Origin of the sequence: Cellulomonas sp. Root137 (assembly GCF_001426725.1) — a bacterium.
Classification (GTDB): domain Bacteria; phylum Actinomycetota; class Actinomycetes; order Actinomycetales; family Cellulomonadaceae; genus Cellulomonas.
This window is the reverse complement of sequence record NZ_LMFG01000003.1, coordinates 201,350-222,480: the sequence shown is the minus strand read 5'-3', so window position 1 is coordinate 222,480 and position 21,131 is coordinate 201,350. Positions and strand designations below refer to the sequence as shown.

The 21,131-nt window shown below is 73.7% G+C and carries 20 protein-coding genes; 13 read left to right on the top strand and 7 right to left on the bottom strand.

The features are described from left to right. Positions 1–13: 13 nt before the first annotated feature. The gene (locus ASD18_RS16080; protein ID WP_056094355.1) at positions 14–1,123 is read right to left on the bottom strand and encodes an epoxide hydrolase family protein; all 1,110 of its coding nucleotides are present in this window, start codon (positions 1,121–1,123) and stop codon (positions 14–16) included. A 139-nt stretch (positions 1,124–1,262) separates the two neighbouring features. Here ASD18_RS16080 and ASD18_RS16075 point away from each other — a divergent pair, with 139 nt between their 5' ends. After that, positions 1,263–2,135 carry a universal stress protein gene (locus ASD18_RS16075; protein ID WP_056094352.1) on the top strand — a complete coding sequence of 291 codons (873 nt, stop codon included), beginning with the start codon at positions 1,263–1,265 and terminating at the stop codon, positions 2,133–2,135. A gap of 15 nt (positions 2,136–2,150) precedes the next feature. On the opposite strand, the gene ASD18_RS16070 is transcribed toward ASD18_RS16075, so the two are convergent. After that, positions 2,151–2,999, bottom strand: a complete 849-nt coding sequence (locus tag ASD18_RS16070) for a universal stress protein (RefSeq protein ID WP_235522431.1) — start codon at positions 2,997–2,999, stop codon at positions 2,151–2,153. A 219-nt stretch (positions 3,000–3,218) separates the two neighbouring features. Here ASD18_RS16070 and ASD18_RS16065 point away from each other — a divergent pair, with 219 nt between their 5' ends. Further along, the gene (locus ASD18_RS16065) at positions 3,219–3,500 is read left to right on the top strand and encodes a dsRBD fold-containing protein (RefSeq protein WP_056094349.1); all 282 of its coding nucleotides are present in this window, start codon (positions 3,219–3,221) and stop codon (positions 3,498–3,500) included. A gap of 89 nt (positions 3,501–3,589) precedes the next feature. Further along, positions 3,590–4,222: a GNAT family N-acetyltransferase gene (locus ASD18_RS16060; protein ID WP_056094346.1), complete on the top strand. Its 633-nt coding sequence runs from the start codon at positions 3,590–3,592 to the stop codon at positions 4,220–4,222. A 19-nt stretch (positions 4,223–4,241) separates the two neighbouring features. On the opposite strand, the gene ASD18_RS16055 is transcribed toward ASD18_RS16060, so the two are convergent. Together ASD18_RS16055 and ASD18_RS16050 are read right to left on the bottom strand one after the other, a co-directional pair. Next, positions 4,242–4,793, bottom strand: a complete 552-nt coding sequence (locus tag ASD18_RS16055; protein WP_200938627.1) for a pyridoxamine 5'-phosphate oxidase family protein — start codon at positions 4,791–4,793, stop codon at positions 4,242–4,244. A 43-nt stretch (positions 4,794–4,836) separates the two neighbouring features. Next, positions 4,837–5,361 carry a DUF3592 domain-containing protein gene (locus ASD18_RS16050; protein WP_156388045.1) on the bottom strand — a complete coding sequence of 175 codons (525 nt, stop codon included), beginning with the start codon at positions 5,359–5,361 and terminating at the stop codon, positions 4,837–4,839. A gap of 97 nt (positions 5,362–5,458) precedes the next feature. Here ASD18_RS16050 and ASD18_RS16045 point away from each other — a divergent pair, with 97 nt between their 5' ends. Beyond that, positions 5,459–6,535 (top strand): DNA polymerase IV, encoded by a 1,077-nt coding sequence (locus ASD18_RS16045; protein WP_056094339.1) that lies wholly within the window; start codon positions 5,459–5,461, stop codon positions 6,533–6,535. Between the two features lie 25 nt (positions 6,536–6,560). On the opposite strand, the gene ASD18_RS16040 is transcribed toward ASD18_RS16045, so the two are convergent. Further along, positions 6,561–9,260: a glycoside hydrolase family 3 C-terminal domain-containing protein gene (locus tag ASD18_RS16040; protein ID WP_082610866.1), complete on the bottom strand. Its 2,700-nt coding sequence runs from the start codon at positions 9,258–9,260 to the stop codon at positions 6,561–6,563. Between the two features lie 183 nt (positions 9,261–9,443). Here ASD18_RS16040 and ASD18_RS16035 point away from each other — a divergent pair, with 183 nt between their 5' ends. Next, the gene (locus ASD18_RS16035; RefSeq protein WP_200938626.1) at positions 9,444–10,313 is read left to right on the top strand and encodes a helix-turn-helix domain-containing protein; all 870 of its coding nucleotides are present in this window, start codon (positions 9,444–9,446) and stop codon (positions 10,311–10,313) included. 40 nt (positions 10,314–10,353) lie between these two features. Here ASD18_RS16035 and ASD18_RS16030 read toward each other — a convergent pair whose 3' ends face one another. Together ASD18_RS16030 and ASD18_RS16025 are read right to left on the bottom strand one after the other, a co-directional pair. Next, entirely contained in the window at positions 10,354–11,052 is a 699-nt protein-coding gene (locus tag ASD18_RS16030) for an ANTAR domain-containing protein (RefSeq protein WP_056094333.1), read from the bottom strand. Further along, a complete protein-coding gene (locus tag ASD18_RS16025; protein ID WP_056094329.1) occupies positions 11,049–11,795 on the bottom strand; it encodes a GAF and ANTAR domain-containing protein in 747 nt (248 codons plus the stop codon). Before ASD18_RS16025 ends, ASD18_RS16030 begins: the two co-directional genes overlap by 4 nt. A gap of 213 nt (positions 11,796–12,008) precedes the next feature. Here ASD18_RS16025 and ASD18_RS16020 point away from each other — a divergent pair, with 213 nt between their 5' ends. The 8 genes from ASD18_RS16020 (at position 12,009) to ASD18_RS21205 (ending at position 21,120) form a co-directional block, all read left to right on the top strand. Beyond that, a complete protein-coding gene (locus ASD18_RS16020) occupies positions 12,009–12,938 on the top strand; it encodes an ANTAR domain-containing protein (RefSeq protein ID WP_056094326.1) in 930 nt (309 codons plus the stop codon). 53 nt (positions 12,939–12,991) lie between these two features. Beyond that, entirely contained in the window at positions 12,992–13,381 is a 390-nt protein-coding gene (locus ASD18_RS16015) for a metalloregulator ArsR/SmtB family transcription factor (RefSeq protein WP_056094323.1), read from the top strand. After that, on the top strand, positions 13,378–15,075 hold the full coding sequence (locus tag ASD18_RS16010) for a SulP family inorganic anion transporter (protein WP_082574147.1): 1,698 nt from the start codon (positions 13,378–13,380) through the stop codon (positions 15,073–15,075). Before ASD18_RS16015 ends, ASD18_RS16010 begins: the two co-directional genes overlap by 4 nt. A gap of 39 nt (positions 15,076–15,114) precedes the next feature. After that, positions 15,115–16,374 (top strand): hypothetical protein, encoded by a 1,260-nt coding sequence (locus ASD18_RS16005; protein WP_056094317.1) that lies wholly within the window; start codon positions 15,115–15,117, stop codon positions 16,372–16,374. Between the two features lie 203 nt (positions 16,375–16,577). Next, positions 16,578–17,213, top strand: a complete 636-nt coding sequence (locus tag ASD18_RS16000) for a hypothetical protein (RefSeq protein WP_056094314.1) — start codon at positions 16,578–16,580, stop codon at positions 17,211–17,213. A 10-nt stretch (positions 17,214–17,223) separates the two neighbouring features. After that, complete coding sequence (locus ASD18_RS15995) at positions 17,224–18,222, top strand: hypothetical protein (protein WP_056094310.1); 999 nt, start codon at positions 17,224–17,226, stop codon at positions 18,220–18,222. Then, on the top strand, positions 18,219–19,583 hold the full coding sequence (locus tag ASD18_RS15990) for a hypothetical protein (RefSeq protein WP_200938625.1): 1,365 nt from the start codon (positions 18,219–18,221) through the stop codon (positions 19,581–19,583). The genes ASD18_RS15995 and ASD18_RS15990 overlap by 4 nt, the downstream gene beginning before the upstream one ends. A 10-nt stretch (positions 19,584–19,593) precedes the next feature. Continuing rightward, a complete protein-coding gene (locus ASD18_RS21205) occupies positions 19,594–21,120 on the top strand; it encodes a hypothetical protein (protein WP_056094308.1) in 1,527 nt (508 codons plus the stop codon). The last annotated feature ends 11 nt before the right edge of the window (positions 21,121–21,131 follow it).

The following is a 21,131-nucleotide window of genomic DNA, read 5'->3' as shown; positions in this document are numbered from 1 at the left end:
GGACGCACCGACCTCACCGCGCCGGGCGCAGCTCGAGAATGAACCTCCGCACCCGGTCCGCCATGGCCTCCGGCACCTCGGCGACCGTGAAGTGGCCGCCCTGGGGCAGCACCTCGAACACCCGAAGGTCTCGGTAGAACCGCCGCGCCACCGACTCCGGGTTGTCGTGCTCGTGCCGCTGGATGAACACGGCGGCAGGGACCTCGACGGGCGGGATCACGGCGTCGGCCCCGTCGTAGTAGGTCCGGAACGACGTGGCGATGGTCTGCGTCACCCAGTACAGGGTCGCCTCGGTGAGGATCCGGTCGCGCGAGAGGCGCCGCTCCACAGCTGCGGGGTCGCCCGCGGGGGTGTCGCTCCACTCGACGAGCTTCTCGGTGAGCCACGCGAGCAGTCCGACCGGCGAGTCGTTCAGCCCGGCGGCAAGGGTGTCCGGTCGGGTGCCCTGGACGTGCGCGTACCCCGCCTGCTCGTACCAGCCCGCCGACATCCGGTCGTAGAAAGCCCGCTCGCCCGGGTCGCTCGTGGCCTCGCGCTCGTCCTGGGACAGGAAGTGCGCGTGCGTGACGACGATCCCGGCGACCGCCTCCGGGTGCGTCGCGGCGATCAGGTCGCTCACGTTCGCGGTGACGTCCTCGCCGTAGGTGAGGTAGCTGGAGTACCCGAGGACCTCTGTCATCAGCGCGTGCCCCAGCTCGGCGAGCCGCCGCTCGGTGGTGGGCTCGTCGAGCGGTGGCGAGAACGCGAAGCCGGGCAGGCTCATCACCACCACGTCGACGTCGGGCAGCAGGTCGGCGACGTCCAGCTGCAGCGCGAACGTGTGCGGCCACCCGTGCATCACCAGGAGCGCCGGGGCGTCCGGTGTCTCCGAGCGCCGGTGGGCGAAGTGCAGCGTGCTGCCGTCGACGTCGGCGAGGAACTGGGGGTGCCCGTTCAGCCATGCCTCACGGGCGCGCCAGTCGAACGCCTGCCACGACGCGACGAGCTCCCGCAGGTAGGCCGAGGTCATGCCGGACGCGGGCCGGCGGGGCGAGTCCTCGAGGAAGCGCGTGCGGTCGAGCCGGTCGCGCAGGTCGTCGAGAACCGGCTGCGGCACGTCGATGGCGAACGGTCGGACGGTCATCGGGCCACCGTACGAAGACCCTCCGACATCCCGACCGCCGCGTCGCAGCAGGACCGCGGTCGGGACCTCGGACCCTACGACCGGCACGCACGACCGTCGCAGGGTGAGGGGGAAGGCACCGATCTGTCGGAGGTGCGAGATGAGCCGCGCGATCGTGGTGGGCTACGACGGGTCCGCGCACGCCGCGGACGCGCTGACGTGGGCAGCTCGGGAGGCCGCACGCGCGCGACTGCCGCTGCGGATCGTCTACGTCGCGCGGACCGTCGTGGACGGGTACGTCGTGAGCGACCGCCCGCTCGACCTGTCCACCCAGGTGGGCGGTCAGGTGCTCGGGGACGCGGTGGAGCGGGTCCACGCGGTCGCCCCCGCGATCGAGGTGGCCACGCAGGTCGACGAGCGCGAGAGCGTGGCCGCGGCCCTGACGGACGCGAGCGAGCACGCCCACCTGCTGGTCGTCGGGTCACGGGGACGAGGCGGCGTCGCGGGACTGCTGCTCGGGTCCGTGAGCGTCACCGTCGTCGCGCACGCGCACTGCCCCGTCGTCGTGGTCCGCCGGCACGCCGAGGCGGCCGCGCCCTCGTCGCCCCGGCCGGTCGTGGTGGGCGTGGACGGGTCTGCGACCAGCGCGCGGGCGGTGGACGTCGCGTTCGACCAGGCCTCCCGGCGCGGTGCGCCCCTCGTCGCCGTGCACGCGTGGGAGCTGCCCTCGGTCATCGGCCCCGTCCCGCCCTGGATGCCGGAGGAGGTCGAGGAGCTTCGCGTCGCGGAGCGGGTCGTGCTCTCCGAGAGCCTCGCGGGACACGCGGAGCGGTATCCCGACGTGCAGGTCCGCGCGATCGTGCGACGCGGCGCCCCCGCCTACGTCGTCCTCACCGCGGCCGACGACGCCGAGCTGCTCGTCGTCGGGTCCCGGGGGCGAGGCGGGTTCCGTGGCCTGCTGCTCGGCTCCGTCAGCCAGGCGGTGCTGCACCACGCCACGTGCCCCGTGATGGTCGTGCACCCCGCCGGCTGACCGCGTGCCCGGGCCTCACCGGACGAGCTGCAGCCGTCCCGCGTCCCGCGGCAGCACCGCCACCGGACAGTCGGCGTGATGCAGCACGGCCTGACTCACCGAGCCGAGCAGCAGCCCGGCGAACCCCCCGCGGCCGCGGGAGCCGACGACGACGAGGCTCGCCGAGCGACTCTCCGCGATCAGCGTCTGGCGGGCGTCACCGTGCTGGACCACGCGCTCCACGGTCACGCCGTGCGCGTCGAAACCGCGCAGGGCTCCGTCGACCCGGTCCAGCTCGGCGGGGCCGTCGTCGGACGGTGCGACCGTGACCACCCGCAGGGTGGAACCGTGGGCGGCCGCGTAGACGAGCGCGAGCTCTGCTGCGGGCAGGGCGCCGTCGCTTCCGTCGAACCCGACGACGACAGGTCCGGCCGGCGCGGTCCGCCCGCGAAGGACGAGCACCGGACTGCGTCCGTGCGTGACGAGGGCGACCGCGACCGAGCCGACGAGCAACCCGGTGAACCCGCCGAGCCCCCGGTCCCCGACCACCACGAGCGCGGCGTCCACGCTCGCGCGCAGGAGCACCGGCGCAGGAGCGCCCGTGACCACACGCCCGGCGACGGCGACGTCGGGTGCGGCGCGACGGGCCAGCTCCACCGCCTCCGCCACGATGCGGTCGGCCTCGTGACGGAGCCCGGCCCCACCCGACCCGCCGACGAGCGAACCCTCGGGCACCCGCAGCTCCGGCCAGACGAACGCGTGGACGATCTCGAGCCGGCACCCGAGGGCGCGCGCCTCCGCGGCAGCCGTCTCGACCGCCCGGAGTGCGCAGTCCGATCCATCCGCTCCCACGACGATCGTCGGCGTCGGGTCGGGTGCTGCCACGGCTGCCACCACCTCTCGGTGCGCTCCGGCACGCGAGGCCCGCGCGCTGTCGTACCGATCGTCGAACCGGCGTCGCGGCCGGGTCTAGAGCCGTTCGGCCCTGGACCCGACGAGCGGGGACCTTGTGCCCTACGCCCGAGCCGACGCGCCGACGGACGCTGAGAGGGAAGGACGCCCGCCGCACGGGTGGGCCACCCACGGGCGGAAGGGAGCAGTGCGATGACACGCACCTGGAAGGTTCGGATCGACCTGTTCGAGACCGACGATCTGCGGGGCGACGGTGACGTCACGACGGCGCACGCCGAGCTCACCACCTCCAGCGGCACCCGCCTGGACGGTCGAGGACGTGCTCGCCGGGCACCCCAGGACCGCGACGTCCCGGAGATCGGCGACGAGCTGGCCGCGGCCCGGGCCCTGCGCGATCTTGCCGACCGCCTGCTGCGGGCCACGTCGGAGGACATCTCGGCGCTCGAGCACGAGGACGTGCAGATCGTGCGGTGACCTGGCACCCCGTGACGAGTCGCGGCCCGGCACGCCACGATGGTGCTGTCGCCGGCGTGCAGCGTCACCGGCGCCGGTGAGGAGACGCGATGACGGTGCACGGCCCGAACGAGCCCGACGCGACGGCGCACGTGCGGCGCGCCCTACCGACGGACCTGCCCGCGATCCGTGCCGTGCTGGCGCGCGCGCTCGCGCCGGACCCGCTGATGGACTGGATCTTCGGACCTCATCCCCGCCGCGAGGCGGCCGTCGCGGCGTTCCTGTGGGCCCCCGTCGAGGCGTACACCCACGCCGGCAGCGTGTGGCTGTCCGTGGAGGACGAGCGGGCCGTCGGGGCCGCCGCGTGGTCCGTGCCCGGCCCGCAGCCGCCGACCGCCGACGGTGGGACTGACCTGCCAGGACGCTCGATGCTGGACCTGCTGCTGCCCGAGGACCACGTCGCGCTCGTCCGTGCCGGCTTCGAGTCCATGCACGGGCAGCTGCCCGACGAGCCGCACGCCCTGCTGCACCTCCTGGGCGTCGATGCCGACCGGCGCGGCCAGGGCATCGGGGGCGCGCTCATCGAGGCCGGGCTCGCCGCGATCCCCGCGGACCTGCCGGCGCACGTCAACACCACCGTGGAGACGAACGCGCGCCTGTACGAGGCTCACGGGTTCGTCCGTGTCGGCTCCGTGCGGCTCGGCGACACCGGCCCGCACATGCACGCCCTCCGCCACCCCTGACGGGGCCTGCTCCACCGGGTCAGAACCGGTAGGCCGTCTGGCCGTGCCCGCCGCCGAAGGCGAGGACCTTCCCCGGGACCACCCGATAGACCCACGCACCGTCCGAGCCGCCACCGGTGTCACCTGCTTCGACGAACCCCTGGCCGCGGACCTCGAACTTCCAGTCGTCGCCGTACTTCGCGAACCACGCGTCCGCCAGCCGCTGAAGTGCGTCCGGCTCGGTCACCCGCGTCGCGGTGCCCTCGACCACCAGCTCGGTGCCGCTGTCCCAGCCGCCCGCACCCGTGCTGCCGGTGGTCACCGCGACGCGCGCGTTGCCGTCGAGGTTGCGCGTCTTCTGCTCCTCGGGCCCGGTGCAGAACGCGAACGCGCCGTCCGCCCAGACGCCCACGAGAGGCACGGCGTGCGGACGGCCGTCCGCACGCACCGTGACGATCCAGTAGAGCTGCGCGTCCGCGAGCCGTCGTTCGATGGCGGCCCAGGTGGGTGCCGTGGCCGACGGGTCGCCGTACCGCGGGTCGATCACGCCGGTCGTCACACCCTGGTCCCGGCCCGTGAGCTGCTCGTTCACCGTGGTGGCCCTTCCCTCGAGGACAACTCCGCCGGACGCGTCGTCAGCTGGGGCGACCCTCGACCGGCCGCTCGCGACGATACTCGGCTGCCGCCGCGACGTCCTCGGGTCGTGACCGGGACCGCCACGGCGCGGCCGCGACCGCACCGAGCGCCGCGAGAACCGTCAGGACGACGCTCACGACGGCCTCCGTGTCGTCGGGCCCGCTGTCCGCTCGCGCGACGTCGCCGGGCTCGGCCGGGTTGACGAGCACGTCGAGGGACTCCCCCACCGCCAGCACGGGGTCGTCGTCGCCCGACAGGACCTCTCCGGTCCTCGGGGCGCCGCGGGGGGCGGAGTACCGGACGACGTAGCCGTCGACGACGTCCGCCCACCTGCCGCCGTAGGTGTGCTCGACCACCGTGCCCGTGGTGACCACACCGTCACGCCGGAGCGCCGCGTTGTCGACGAGGTAGCCGGCGGCCGCCGCCCCGATCGCCAGGGCGGCCACCGAGAGGACCGCGACCGCGAAGATCCGGACGCGGCCGCGGTAGGTGTCGCGCACCCGCAGCACCCCGTGATCCCTCATGGCGCACAGTGTGCCCACCGCTGGGCGGCGCGGCGAGGGCCTCCTGATCGCGGTGCACGATTGACGGCACCCGCGGGGCCGTGGGCAGACTCGGCGCATGGGCACGGATGAGGCGTGGGTGCTGCACGTCGACCTCGACCAGTTCGTCGCGGCGGTCGAGGTGCTGCGGCGCCCGGAGCTGGCCGGCCTTCCGGTGGTCGTCGGCGGCCGCGGGGATCCGACCGAGCGGGGCGTCGTCTCGACCGCGTCCTACGAGGCGCGCGCGTTCGGGGTCCACTCCGGGATGCCCCTGCGGGTCGCGGCCCGCAAGCTCCCCGACGGCGTGTTCCTGCCCGTGGACGGAGCCGAGTACGAGGCCGTGTCGGAGCGGGTGATGGCGACGCTGCGGTCGCTGGGCGTCGTCGTCGAGGTGCTCGGCTGGGACGAGGCCTTCCTCGGTGCCCGGACCGACGACCCCGAGGCGCTGGCCCGGCGCGCACAGGCGGCGGTCCTGGCCGAGACGCAGCTGCACTGCTCCGTGGGGATCGGCGACAACAAGGTGCGCGCGAAGATCGCCACGGAGTTCGGCAAGCCCGCCGGGCTGTTCCGGCTCACCGCCGAGAACTGGTTCGAGGTGATGGGCGACCGGCCGACGATCGCCCTGTGGGGCATCGGGACCAAGGTGTCGCGCCGGCTCACGGCCCTCGGAGTCACCACGGTGCACGAGCTCGCCGCCGCGCCGGTCGACGCCCTGACGGCCGAGTTCGGACCGAGGATGGGCGTCTGGTACCACGAGCTCGGGGCGGGGCTCGGCCCGACCACCGTGGACGACAGCCCCTGGATCCCGCGCGGTCACAGCCGGGAGACCACGTTCCAGCAGAACCTCACCACCCCCGACCAGGTGCGCGAGGCCGTGCTCCGGCTCGCGCACGACGTGGTCGAGGATGCCGCCGAGGACGGCCGGTCGGTCGAGCGTGTGGCGGTGAAGGTGCGCTACGCGCCGTTCGTCACCAAGAGCACGAGCCGCAAGCTCCCGGCGCCCACCCGCGACGCGCAGACCATCGTCGACGCGGTCATGGCGCTGGCCGACACGATCGAGGACCGCGAGGTCCGGCTGCTCGGGGTGCGCGCCGAGATGACGATGCCCCAGGACGCGGACCCGACGGACCGGACGCCGGTCCGCGGCCGGATCTGACCACGGACCGGCGTGCTCGCGGGCCTCAGGGGCGGACGCGCACCGCGCCCGCCAGCTCGACGTCGACGGCCGAGCGTCCGATGTACACGGGAACCTGGCCCACGGGGGTCACCCACTGGTCGGCGTCGGCGTCCCAGTACGAGAAGTCGCGCCGGTCGAGCTCGATCCGGACCTGCTGGCGGTCGCCGGCGCCGAGCTCCACCTTGGCGAACCCCGCGAGCTTGAGCGGCGGCGAGTCCACGCCGGGGAGCGGGCCCAGGTAGACCTGGACGACCTCGGTGCCGTCGCGGTCGCCGACGTTGCGCAGCCGCACCCGCGCGTCGACGGTGTCCTGGCCGCCGGTGGCGCGGATGTTGTTGCCGACCCGGAGCCGGTCGATGACGAACTCGGTGTAGGACAGGCCGTGCCCGAACGCGAACTGCGGGTCGACGCCGGAGGCGAGGTAGCCCCGGTAGCCGACGTTCAGCCCTTCGGTGAACTCCACGTTCGGGTCGTCGAGCCACGGGTTCTGCACGCCGACGGGCAGTGCGTCCTCACTGACCGGGTAGGAGACCGGCAGGTGACCGGACGGGTCCTCGTCCCCGAAGAGGATCGAGGCCAGCGCGTGGCCCTCCTCCTGGCCGCCGAAGTAGTTCATCAGCACCGCGGGAACGGCGTCGGCCCACGGCATGATCACGCCCGAGCCGGCGGAGACCACGACGACGGTGTTCGGGTTGGCTCCCACGACCGCGCGGATGAGCTGCTCGGCGTTCTGCGGCAGCTTGAGCGAGACCATGTCCCGCTCCTCGCTCTCGTAGGTGCGCACGTAGACCACCGCGACGTCGCTCGCAGCCGCCGCCTCCACGGCGTCGGCCACCGACGGGGGCACCGCGTCGGCCGGTGCGGACCACTGCAGCAGGAAGGTCCCCGGCTGCAGGCCCACGAGCGGACGGGTCTGGGTGTACTCGACGCGGAGGTCGTACTCCTGCCCGGCCGTGAGCTGCAACGGTGCGGAACGGACGTCGCGGCGACCGTCGGTGCCCGTCATGTCGACGACCAGGGTGCCGTCGAGGTACACGCGAGCGTCCCCCCACCCGGTGGCGCCGAGGACGTACGCCCCGGTGCTCGGTGCGACGAGGTCGCCGGTGTAGCGCACGGACTGGTCGCCGTTGCCGGCTGGTCCCGCGCCGGACAGAGTGGGCGTCGGCTGCACCTGCGAGCCGTACAGGCTGGCGAAGGCCGGCTGACCACCGATGAAGCCGACGTCGTAGGCGACCTGCCGCTCGGTGCGGGTCAGGCCCGGTGCTCCGGTCCAGTCCGCGTTCGGGTAGTAGCGCGCGGTGAGCCCGTCACCGATCCCGCGCTCGGGGCGCAGCACCGACGACGGCACGGCCGTCATGTCGAGCGTCTCGATCATGTTCGCGCCGTTGACGGGGTCGTTGCCCTGGGCGTAACGCACCGACGCTCCGGTCTCCCGGCCCCGCTCCCGCATCGCGTCGAGCAGGGACACCTCGTACGTCGGCTGGACGTACGCCGAGCCGCCGAGCGCGGACGGGATGGTGGCGTCGGCACCGACGACGGCGATCGAGTCGATCGCCGTGCCGTCCAGAGGCAGCGCCGGCCCGTCGTTCTTGAGCAGGGTGATCGCGTCCTCCTGCACCTCGCGGGCCACGGCGCCGTGCTCCTCGACCGGGAGGGCGGACGGGGTGTAGTCGTTGTCGAAGATGCCGATGGCGAACATGGTGCGCAGGATGCGCAGCACGGCGCGGTCCACGAGCTCGACGCTCACCCGGCCGTCGTTCACCGCCGCGAGCAGCGCGTCGCCGTAGAACGACCGCGTGCCCGTCTCCAGGTCGGTCCCGGCGACGATCGACGCCTCCGTCGAGTGGATCGCCCCGAAGTCCGTGAGCACGAACCCTTGGAACCCCAGCTGCTCGCGCAGGATGTCGTTCAGCGTGGACTCGTTCTCGCACGAGTACACCCCGTTGATCTTGTTGAACGAGCACATCACCGAGCCGAGGCCGGCCTGCGCGATCGCGGCCTCGTAGGCGGCGGTGTGCACCTCGCGCAGGGTGCGCTCGTCGACGATGGCGTTCTGGTCACCGCCGCGGTACGTCTCCTGGGTGTAGGCCGTGTAGTGCTTGAGGTCGGCGATGACGTTGCGCGCCTGCACCTCCTGGACGTACGGGACGACGATCGCGGAGTTGAGCTGCGGGTCCTCGCTCGCCGACTCCGCCTGCCGGCCCCAGAACGGGTTGCGCGTGGGGTCGGAGTTGGGGCCGAGCAGGACCTCGTGCCCGGTCTGCCGCGCTTCGTCGGCGACCACGCCGGCGTAGTCGCGTGCCCGGGCAGGGTCCCAGGTCGCGGCCAGCGCCAGGTTGGCCGGCATCGCCGTCGCGGTGTCCGCGGTGTCGGGGAGCACCCAGCCGCGGGAGGCGATGCCCGGGGTCGCGTCCGCCATGCTCAGCTCGGGGATGCCGAGCCGCTCGATCGGCGCGTTGTAGAACGCCGCGGGGGCGGCGCCCTGGTCGCCGGACATGAGCTCGACCTTCTCCTCCAGCGTCATCGCCTGCAGCAGCAGGATCGCGCGCTGGTCGGGAGTCAACGACGTGTTCATCCATGGGTCGCCGACAGCCGCGACCGACGGAGACGCCGTCAGCGCGGTGACGACCAGCGCAGCTGCGCCCACCCCCGCCGCGATGCGTCGTCCCTTGCGTCCCACCCGAGCACTGCGCACCGCGGTCATCTCTGGCCCTCCCCCTCGAGGACGGTCCGCGCACCCCAGGGCCCGGGCGGGTCCATCGGTCACGGTCCGGATACCTGCCGATGACACTCCGCTCACCGCGCGGGCGTCGACCCCCGAGGGGGGACCAACTGTGGTCCCCCTGCCCACCGCTGGCCCGTCGCGCCGACGCGGTTAGCATCGAGTGTGCGCAACGAAGCGCTGCGCCAGTTCCTCATGGTGCGCCGGGCTCGCATCACGCCGGACAGAGCTGGCCTCACGACGCCCCGCGGTCCGCGACGGGTCACCGGCCTGCGACGCGCCGAGGTGGCCTCCCTCGCGGGGATCAGCACCGGGTACTACAAGCGCGTCGAACGCGGGGTGGTCACCGGGGTCTCCGCGTCGGTGCTGGCCAACCTCGCGCACGCGCTGCAGCTCAACGACGCCGAGCACGACTACCTCGCCGACCTGCTGCGCGGGGGGCCCTCGTCGAGCCACCCCGCACACCCGTTGCCGTCCGCCCAGACCGTGCGGCCATTCGTCCAGCAGCTGCTCGCAGCCACGAACCTGCCCTGCTGCGTGCTCGACGACCGGCTCGACGTCCTCGCCGCCAACGATCTGGCCCGTGCCCTCTACCTGCCCCTGTACGAGAGTCCGACCCGGCCCGTGAACCAGGCGCGGTTCACGTTCTGCGACGCGGCGTCCCACGACTACTGGGGCGACTGGGACACGATGGCCGACCTCGTCGTCTCCCTCCTGCGGGGAAGCTCGGGACGTGACCCCGTCGACCCCGGTCTCGCTCAGCTCATCACCGAGCTGAGGGCGCGCAGCGCCGACTTCCGGACCCGGTGGGCGGCGTTCGACGTCGCCTCCGACACGTGCGGCGTCCGGGAGATCAACCATCCGCTCGTCGGTCGCCTCACGCTCGAGACGCACTCGATCCCCCTGCCCGAGGACCCCGGCCAGCGCGTCGTGGTGCACACCCCCCATCCGGCGGCGTGCACCCAGCAGCAGCTCGCGCGGCTCGCGGCGTGCGGCTCGGCGGTCGACGAACCGACGTCGGAGAGCGGCCGCTGACGTCGGAGGCAGTGCGGACCATCTGTGCCTCGACCGGACGTCAGCGCTCCTGGGCGGCCCGGACCACGTTCTGCGCCACCTGGGCGAGGGTCGACCCGTTCACCGACGACCGCGCGACCAGCTCGTCGTAGGCGTCCGCCATGTCGAGCCCCAGCTGGAACGCGAGCACGCCCTTGGCCTGCTCCACCACGACGCGCCCCTCGAGCGCCTCGGTCACGCGCTGCGCGAGGTCCTCGTCCCCCAGGGCCGCCGGCTGCACGATCGCGAGCGTCGCGAAGTCGGCGAAGCTCTGCGCGAGGACGAACGAGGGCTCGGAGAGCTCGGCCGCCGTGACGGAGAACAGGTTGAGCCCGCCGATCGCGTGCCCACGCCAGTGCATCGGGAAGGCGTGGACCGCCTGGAAGCCGGCCTCCACGATCTCGGTGCCGACATCGCCCCAGCGCGCCACGATCGCCTCGCCGCCGACGGCGCTCGCGGGTGCGCCCGTGCGCGCCGCCTCGACGGCAGGCCCGGACTCCCGCTGCGCGTGGTACAGCTCCAGCTCGTCGACGCGGTGCGACGTCGCGCTGAGCAGCTCGAACCCCCCGTCCGCGGTCCGCACCAGGAGAGCCGCGGCGTCCGCGGGGACGAGTGCCGCGCAGTCGGACACCAGCCGGGCGAGCAGGCCGGTGATCTCGTGGTCCTCGACCAACGCGCTCGCCACGTCCGCGAGGGCCTGCGCCGACGTCCGTGCGGTCATCGTCCACCACTTCCCGTGCTGTCGTCCGAGGCTGCCGCGTCGTGGGAGACGCCGTGGTCCGTGTGCGTGAAGGTCAGCCGTCGATCGACCACCTCGCGGGCGATCGCGTCGAGCGTCCCACTGCTCGCGTAGGCGTGCGCGCGCAGGATCGCGAGCGCGTCGTCGGGGGTGATCGCCAGCTGGGCGACGATCATGCCGGTCGCCTGGTGCACGCGAGCCCGGTCGGACCAGGTGGCGAACGGCGCCATGCCTGCGGTCATCCGGTCGTCGAGCAGCGCGGCACCGACGGCGTCCGCGAGGAACTGCGCGTCGTCGAGGCCCTCGGTCAGCGCGCCCGCCACGCGGTAGAGCGTGATCACCCCGATCGTCGTGCCTCCCGGGTGCATCGGGATCGCCCAGACGGTGACAGGCCCGGCGATGTCTCCGGCCATCTCGGTGAACATCGGGAACGGGCCGCCGTGGTCTCCGTCGACGTGGGTGACCACCGCCCGGCCCTCGCGGAAGGCCTGCTGGCCCGGGCCCTCGCCGAGGACGTCCTGCAGGTCCTCGATCCGCGCCGACGTCCCGTCGGACGTGCTCACGGTGAGCCGCTCGGGGCGGGTCGACGCGAGGGTGATCGCTCCCCCGTCGGCGCCGAGGATCGTCACGCACGCGGCGCACAGCCGGACCGCGAGCGACTGGTCACGCGGTGCGGCTGCGACCAGGCTCGCGAGACGAGCCAGAACCGCGCTGCGGTTGGTCACGGCTCCTCCCCGCTCGCACTCATGTCCCCATCCTCCACCCACTCTTCGGGGTCGAGGCCCTCACGACCGGCGCATACTGAGGCGGAGGACGCATGCCGGGCGCTCGTCGCTCGGCCTAGTCTCGAAAGAACAGCCTTGGCGGCGGGGCGAGCGTCCCCAGGGTTCAGAGGGAGCCCTCGGAGGAGTTCGCCCGACACCAGTCTGGGGGTCCCGATGCCCGCGACCACGCTCGTGGGGCGCTTCCGGTTCGCGTCGGCCACCGACCGGTGGTGGTGGTCCGACCACATGTTCCTCATCCACGGGATGCAGCCGGGCGACGTCGTCCCGACCCGCGAGCTCCTGCTCGCCCACGTCCAGCACGACGACCGCCCCGCGGTCGCCGACGCGCTCGACCGCTCCTTCGAGGGCTCCGACCCCGGGGGGTGCGAGTACGCGCTGCTCGACCTGTCCGGCAAGGCCCACCGCGTCGTGCTCGCGGTCGCGGGCGACGGTGGCGGGGACGTGACCGGGTTCCTCGTCGACGTCACTGCTGCACGGGATGCTCTGCTCGCCGAGCGCGTCAACGCGGACCTGGCGCTGGCCCTCGAGTCCCACGCGGCGATCGACCAGGCCAAGGGCATCCTCATGCTCATCTACGGGGTCGACGAGGAGGCGGCGTTCGCCCTGCTCAAGCAGAGCTCCCAGCGGCACAACGTGCGCCTGCGGACGCTCGCCGGTCGCGTGATCGACGCCGCTGCCGACGGACTGGACGCCGGTGCGCGCGAGCGTCTCGACGAGGCGCTGTGCACCGTGTTCGCCGAGGACGCCCTGCCGGCGCAGGCCCGTCGCGGCCCGCAGCTCGAGCTCTGTGCCGAGGTCGTGGACGACCGGTCGATCCTCCACGTGTCCGGCCGGGTGGACCTGTCCAACCGGGACGACCTGTCGTCGGCGATCACGCTGGCCATGCTGCGCGCCACCGAGGCGTGCACCGTGACGATCGACCTGCGTGGTGTGGTGCGCGTCGGCGCGGCCGCCGCCGACGTCCTGACGACCGCGCTGCGCCAGAGCGCCGCCCACGGCATCACGATGACGATCATCGGCGGCGGCGTCCCGGTCGACTCGCCGGTCCCCGCGGACCGCCCCCAGGTCCCCTCTCACGGCTGACGTGGCAGTGAGTGGGTTGAGGAGTTGCTAAACTCCTCAACCGAGGAGGTCCCGTGCCCACCACCGCAACGACCGCGCCCCTGTACGCCATCAAGGCGGAGCTGTTCCGCTCGCTCGCGCACCCCACCCGGATCCAGGTCCTCGAGGTGCTCAGTGCCGACGCGAACCACGCGGCGTCCGTGAGCAGGCTCCTGACCGCCACGGGCGCGGAGGCCTCGGCCCTGTCGCAGCACCTCGCGGTCCTCAAGCGCGCGGGGGTCGTGACGTCCACGCGGACCGGGAACGCGGTCGTCTACCGCCTCAGCCGTCCGCTCGTCGCGGAGCTGCTGGTCGTGGCGCGCGCCTTCCTGCGGGAGACGCTCAGCGCGTCCGGCGCGCAGCTGGCCGCGACGGACGACCTGCCGCCGCTCTCCGAAGGTCACCCGGGGGGTGGCGGATCCTGAGCGCGTCACTGCGCGGGCTGCTCCCCGGCCGCGCCGACCTCGACCTGCGCCCGCGCACGGTCCGCGCCGACCTCGTCGCCGGGGTCACGGTGGGCATCGTCGCCCTGCCGCTGGCCCTCGCGTTCGGCGTCAGCGCTGGCGTGGGTCCTGCACCCGGGCTGGTCACCGCCGTGGTCGCCGGCGTCGTGGCGGCCGTCTTCGGGGGCTCGCGCGTCCAGGTCTCCGGACCCACCGGCGCGATGGCGGTGGTGCTCGCACCGATCGTCGCGACGCACGGACCGACCGCCGTCCCGCTCGTCGCGATCCTCGCGGGCGTGATCGTCCTCCTGGCGGGCGTGACCCGGCTGGGACGCGTGGTGACGTTCATCCCGTGGCCGGTGGTCGAGGGGTTCACCCTCGGCATCGCGACGATCATCTTCCTGCAGCAGGTCCCCGCCGCCGTCGGCGTCCACGCGTCGGTCGGGGGCAACCCCCTCGTCGTCGCGATCGACGCGGTCACCCACGCCGGTCCGACGGTGTGGTGGGCCCTCGGGACCGTGGCGGTCGTCGCCGCGATCATGCTCGTGCTCCCCCGGTTCGCCCCCGGCCTGCCGGCGTCGCTCGTCGCGGTCGTCGTGGTCACGACCGTCGCCCAGCTCACCCAGGCGCCGCTCGCCCGCATCGGCGCCCTGCCCGACTCGTTGCCTCTGCCCGTCCTCCCGACGGTCGACCTGGGGCTGCTCCGCTCGCTCGTCGGACCCGCCGTCGCGGTGGCCGCGCTCGCCGCGATCGAGTCGCTGCTGTCGGCCCGGGTGGCCGCCGCGATGCCTGACCCGACCCCCGGGCGCACGGCCGCACCGCCGAGCGCGGACGACGACGCCCGTCGGTACGACCCCGACCGTGAGCTCGTCGGCCAGGGACTGGCGTCGATCGCGTCCGGCGCGTTCGGCGGCATGCCCGCGACAGGCGCCATCGCCCGGACCGCGGTGAACGTGCGCGCCGGCGCCCAGACACGACTGGCCGCGATCACCCACTCCGTGATGATCCTGGGGGTCATCTACCTCGCGACGGGCGCGGTCTCGGCGATCCCCCTCGCGGCTCTCGCCGGTGTCCTGATGGTCACCGCGACGCGGATGGTCTCGGTCGCGGCGGTCAAGGTCGTCCTGACCTCCACCCGGTCCGACGCGCTCGTGCTCGTGGTCACCGCGGTCATCACCATCGCGGTCGACCTCATCGAGGCCGTGCAGATCGGCCTGCTGGTCGCGGCGTTCTTCGCGCTGCGGGCGGTCTCGCGTGCCACCTCGGTCCGCCGTGAGCCCCTGCCCGGCCCCGCGCACCCCGGCGACGAGCACATCGCCCTGTACCGGCTGGACGGCGCCATGTTCTTCGGTGCCGCCGACCGCATCGGCGCCCAGATCCGCTCGAGCACCGACGCGCTCGTCGTCGTCCTGCGCCTCTCGCAGCTCCGCCTGGTCGACGCCACCGGCGCGCACGCCCTGGCCGAGCTGGTGGCCGCCCTGGAGCGCGCCGGCGTCACCGTGCTGGTCAAGGGCGTCCAGCCCCAGCACCTGCAGCTCCTCACCCGTGTCGGCGTGCTCGACGAGCTGCGGCACGAGAACCATCTGTTCGACGACCTCGAGCCCGCGCTCGAGCACGCACGCTCGCACGTCGCCCGCAGCATGGCCGAACAGCTCGCGAACAACCCGGCTGCCTGACCCGGAGCCCGCCGGCGACGCCGGGTTCAGACTGGGTCGATGGAGGGGGGCTCCGAGCCTGCCCTGCGGGTCGAGCTGGAGCAACGGTTCCAGCTCACCGGCACGGCACAGCAGCTCATCGCGATGCTGGCCTCGCGCCAGACGGACGTCGATGCGGCGGTGGATGCGCACGTCGACGCCAACCCGGCGCTCGTCCGGCGGGCACCCCGGCGGTGCCGGTGGTGCGCCGCTGCGCTGGAGCGCGGCCGGTGCCCGGCGTGCAGCGGGACCGGTGCGGACGTGCGCGAGCTGGACCCCGCCGCGCCCGTGGACGCGCGCGATCAGGTGCTGCAGGAGGCCCGCGCCCTCGTCCCCGCCGGGCACGAGGGTGACGTCGACCTGGTCATGGCTCTGCTGGACGGCCGGGGGCTCCTTCCCGCCGGTGTCGCGGGGATCGGCGGTCCCCAGGGCGAGCGCCTCCGCGTGGCGCTCGACGCGGTGCGCGCGGTCGCGCCACCCGGGACCGCCGAGCCCGACCTGCGCGCGTGCCTGCTCGCACAGGCCCGGTGGCACGCCGAGCACGGCGGACCGGCCCTCCTGGTGACCCTCGTGCGGGACCACCTGGAGGACCTCGGCGATGACGACCTCGCCGGACGGCTCGGGGTGACTCCCAGCGAGCTGAGCGACGCCCGGGCGGTCCTGCGGACGCGGCTGACCGTCGCGCCGCTGCCGCTCGGGCGCGACGACGCCGGGCTCGCGCCGCCCGACGTCGTGGTGCGCGAGGTGCAGGGCCGCCTCGTGGTCGAGGCCCTGGACGCGGGCGACCTCGGGCTGACCGTCGACGACGAGCTCGCCACGCTCCCGCTCGGGGCCGAGGCGGCGCAGTGGCGGGACGCGCACGTCGCCGACGCCCGGCGGCTGCTGTACCTGCTCGACCGCCGCGCGGACACCCTCCGTCGCGTGACCGCCGCCGCCCTGGAGGTGCAGGAGGACTTCGTCCGGCACGGGCGCGCGGCGCACCGCCCGCTGACGCGCGCCCAGGTGGCCGAGCGCCTGGGCCTGCACCCGTCGACCGTGTCGCGGGTGGTCCACGGCGCGGTCGTGGCGGTGCCCGACCGGCGGGTGCTGCCGCTGGCGGCCTTCTTCGGCACGGCGGAGGCTCCGCGCGAGGCGGTCGCCCGGCTGTTCGCGTCGGACGACCCGCCGCACAGCGACGACGAGGCGCGCGCCCGGCTGGCCGCGCAGGGCGTCCACCTGGCGCGCCGCACGGTCGCCAAGTACCGGGCGGCAGAACGCCGCCACGGGGCCGGCGCCACCTGATCCCGCGAAGCGCGCTTCTCACCGACCCGTCCCGGCACGACGCCCGGACGAAGCGGGCTTCCACCGAGTCCTCGGCCACCCCCTCCCCGAGAGCACGCACCACCTGAGCGGATGCACCGCAGGGCCGATCGCGGCACGGCGTGGCACGGAACGTGCATGTGGTGAGGCACAGCGAGTTCACACGTCGGGGAAGGGATCCGCCCATGCATGACATCGACCGAGCCCTGTTCGAGATGGGCCAGGAGACCGCCTGGGAGGGCGAGTCGGAGGACGAGTTCGCGGGACAGGCCGAGATGGAGCTGGCGACCGAGCTGCTCGAGATCACCAACGAGGAGGAGCTCGACCGGTTCCTCGGGGACGTGCTGCGCGGTGCCGTGCGCGCCGGGTCCGCCTTCGCGAGATCGAGCGCCGGCCGGGCGGTCGGCGGACTGCTGAAGTCCGCGGCGAAGCAGGCACTCCCCCACGTCGGACGCGCACTCGGCGGGCTGGTGCCCGGCGGTGGTGACATCGGAGGCAAGCTCGGCAGCTTCGTCGCCAGCCGGCTCGAGGCCGAGCTCGAGGGCCTGTCGCAGGAGGATCGCGAGCTCGAGATCAGCCGCGCCTTCGTGCGCTTCGCGGACGCGACGGCACGCGAGGCGGCCGCCGCGCCGCGTGGCGTGCCCCCGCAGGTGGCCGCGCAGCGCTCCGCCATGGCGGCCGCGCGCCGCTACCTGCCGGCCCTCACCCCGGTGATCAGCCGTCTTGCCCCGCCGTCGGGCGGGCCCGGATCGCGCCGACCGCGGTCCACGTCGGGGCGCTGGGTGCGCCGCGGTCCGAACATCGTCCTGCTCAACGCGTAGGGAGACAGCCATGACGTACCAGACCGAGTGGGCCGCAGAGGGTCCGCTGCAGGAGTGGGAGATCACCGGCGAGAGCGAGTGGTCCGGGGAAGGGGAGAGCGAGTGGGCCGGGGAGGGCGAGAGCGAGTGGTCCGGCGAGGCTGAGGGCGAGTGGTCCGGCGAGGGCGAGGGCGAGTGGTCCGGCGAAGGTGAGGGCGAGTGGTCCGGCGAGAGCGAGGACGAGCTCGTCCAGGAGCTGTTCGAGATCACGTCGGAGGACGAGCTCGACCAGTTCCTCGGCAAGTTGGTCAAGGGTGCCGGCAAGTTCCTCAAGTCCGGTGTGGGCAAGGCCGTCACGGGCGTGCTGAAGAAGGTGGCCAAGACCGCGCTGCCCATGGTCGGCGGCGCCCTCGGCAGCCTGGTCGCACCCGGGATCGGCACCGCCATCGGCGGCAAGCTCGGTTCCATGGCCTCGAGCCTGCTCGAGGCGGAGGAGGCCGAGGTCCTCGGTGAGGAGGAGGCCGAGTACGAGGCCGCCCGGCGCTTCGTGCAGTTCGGTCGCGCCACGGCGAGGTACGCCGCGGCTGCTCCGTCGTCGCTGCCCCCGCAGGTCGTCGCGCGCAGCTCCGCCGTGAGCGCGGCCCGGCGCTACGCGCCGTCCCTCCTGCGCCCGTCGACGCCCGGCTGGCGCAGTCGGCGCCAGCAGCGGCTCGGCACCTCCGGCGGCCGTCCGAGCGCTGCCCGCTCCGGATACGGCAGCGCCTACGGCGGCCGGACCCCGAGCTACGGCGGCACCTCACGCAGCCGCTACCGCTCCTCGGCGGGCGGCTACCGCACGCAGCCACGAGGTTCCTCCGGCTACGGCGGCTCGTCCTGGCCGTCCCGACGCCGACCCCGCGGTGGCGTCTGGGGTGGCGGGTACTGGCCGGTCTACAACCCCTGGGACGCCGGGTGGGACGAGCCGCAGGGCGGCGACTGGTTCGGTGACGACACCGGACCCGACACGGAGCTGGGGTTCGAGTTCGCATGATCACGCACGTCGAGCGGCGCGGAGCGGTGCCCACCGTCCTGGACGGCGAGGCACTGGCTCCCGCGCTCATCGCCCAGGAGGCCCAGGCGCTCCTCGTGCGGCTCGGGAGCCTGCGCCCCTTCGTCATGACCGAGACGATGGTGCTGGCCGCCGCCCTGCCGTACGAGGCGCACCGGGCGATCGAGCACTTCCTGCACTCCGGCCGGACGACCCTCCGCGAGCAGGTAGGGACGTTCCTCGAGTGGCTCGACGGCCCCGGCCGGGAGGCCCCCGCGTGGGAGCAGCAGCGCAGGTTCGTCGCGATCCGCATGCGGTTCAACGACGTGCTCTCGCAGCTCGACCTCTTCGCGGAGGTCGTCACGCAGCGCAGCGAGCAGGGCACCGGCGTCTGGCTGTCCGGTCTCGACGGGCTCGCCCGCGACGCGGTCCAGGTGCCGGGCTCCCCCGTGCCTCCGCCTCCGCTCGTGTGCTACCTGGCGCGCGGTCCCGGTGCGGCCATCCGCCGTGCACGGACCCGGCTCCCCGGGGGGCGACTGTCGCCCGTCGCGATCATCCGGGTGCCCCGCGAGCGCATGGTCGGGCACGGCGTCGCGTCCTCCCTCGTGCACGAGGTGGGCCACCAGGTGGCCGCCCAGCTCGATCTCGTGCCGTCGCTGCAGGCCGAGATCGACCGGCGTGCGGCGCGCGGGGACAGCCGGGCGTGGGCCGGCTGGCGGTCGACCGTGTCCGAGTGCATCGCGGACCTGTGGTCCGTCGGCAAGCTCGGGATCTCCTCGACCCTCGGCCTGCTCGCGGTCGTGAGCCTGCCGCGCGCCCTGACGTTCCGCCCACCGCGCGGCGACCCGCACCCCATGCCCTACGTGCGAGTCCTCCTGTCGGCGGCCGTCGGGATGACCCTCTACCCGCACCCCCAGTGGGCGGCCCTGGTCGCGGCGTGGAAGGCCTGCTACCCGGTCGGTGACGTCACGCCCGAGGTGCAGGAGGACATCGTCCGGCTCGAGCGCACCGCACCGGCGATGGCGGAGCTCATGGCCGCCCACCGACCGCCCGCGCTCGGCGGACGCAGCATCGCCGACGTCCTTCCCCTCAGGTCACGCACGCCCGAGAGCCTCGTGGCGCGGTTCCAGGCCTGGGGCGACGACCTCGGGGTGCTGGCCCGCCAGCCGCCGAGCCTCGTGTTCGCCGTCATGGGCCAGGCCCGGGCGGCCGGACTCGTGGCTCCGCGCGCCGAGTCGGCTCTGCTCACCGACGTGCTGTCCGCCTGGGCGGTCCGCTCGAGCATCGACGTCATGCAACGCCCGCACACCACCGACGAACCCCTGCGCCCCGCGACGCCGGTCGCGGACAGCGCCCAGCCCTGAAGGGAACACCATGGTCCAGATCAGTAACCCGCAGCTGAAGTCCAAGGGCCGGGTCGTCATCGACGTCGCCGGCCTCGACCCGAAGGCCGTCTACCGCATGGTCCTGAGCGGCCCGGCAGGGTTCGTCCCGCTCGACAGGGACCCGGATCGGGGCAAGACGTCGACGCAGCTGAGGTTCGAGCTGGCGACCGCGCCCACCGGGGCGTACCAGCTCGTCGCGCTCGAGCGCGACGGCGAGGAGGAGATCGAGGTCGCCGAACGCGCCTTCCACCTGCTCGGCGCCTCGGACCCGGTGGTGAACGACCCGCCGGCCACGCGCGTCCAGCTCGACCGGACGCGGACGGTCCCCACCGAGGACCAGGTGCTCACCGACGAGATCCTGCGGGTGACGTCCGCGCGAAGCTTCCCGGAGTACCAGGACTTCGTGGACGCGGCGCTGCTGCGCGAGACGGGCGGGGCGTTCTCTCCGCAGGCCTACGACATCATCATCCGGGCGACGCGGGAGTTCCTCGAGCTCGACACCACGGACATCATCGACGTCGGCGGACGCTTCCTCGTCAACGGTGCCCTGCCGTACCTGAACAACGTCGCCTCCCGGTTCCGGGACGTGCGCGGTGGCCTCGAGAGCACGGAGCGCGTCTCCGACATCGACGAGACCCTCCTGACGGCACCCGCCCCGGTGGAGCTCATCTGGTCCTACTGGAACGAGGAGGCCGGGGTGCCGCAAGCGTTGAACCACATCCTCGCCCGGTTCCAGAACCGGCGGCTGCCGGGGGGCATCGAGCCTCTGGCACGGTTCTCGCTGAGCTACCTGCGACCGCTGCGCAACCTGCTCTTCACCTGGGGCGACCGGGAGATCGACCGTCTGACCGTCCGCCGGCGCGCCGCCGAGTACCAGTACGAGTACGGGCTCGACCTCATCGGACGTGCCGTGCCCGACTCGGCCCGCTACGTCGAGCGGCGCAGCCGGTTCCTCGAGTCGTTCCACACGCTGCTCCACGAGGCGCTCGTCTTCTACCGGCTGGACGACGACACGACGGTCGTGGCCAACGCGTTCCCGGTGCTCAACGCGCTGCGGGACACGCACCTGGTGCTCGCAGAGGGGGCGGAGAACCAGTTCGACGGCGTGCCCCTGCAGTCGCGCATCGAGATCCTGGCGATGCAGTACATCCTGGCCCAGTCCGAGATGCGGGACTTCCTCGGCGGCCGGCCGATGGTCCCCTACGAGGAGGCGTGGATGGACCGCGTCGACACCATGCGGTCCCTGTACGGCTGGGGCGACACCAGCGTCACGCACTTCCACGAGCTGGCGGTCCACGGTGAGGCGCTGGTGATGAGCGTGCGCTGGGGCGACTGGAACGCGATCGGTCTCAAGGCCGACTCGGCCGCCAACTGGGCACGGCTGATGCGCGACGCGGTCCAGCGCTACGTCCACGCGTACCGCTCGGTCACCGGGGTCGACCTGCAGCTGGGGGTCGACGCGACGATGCCGGCCGTGCTGCTCGCGCGGCGCAACCGGACCCGCGCCCGGGCCTGAGGCGGTGCGCG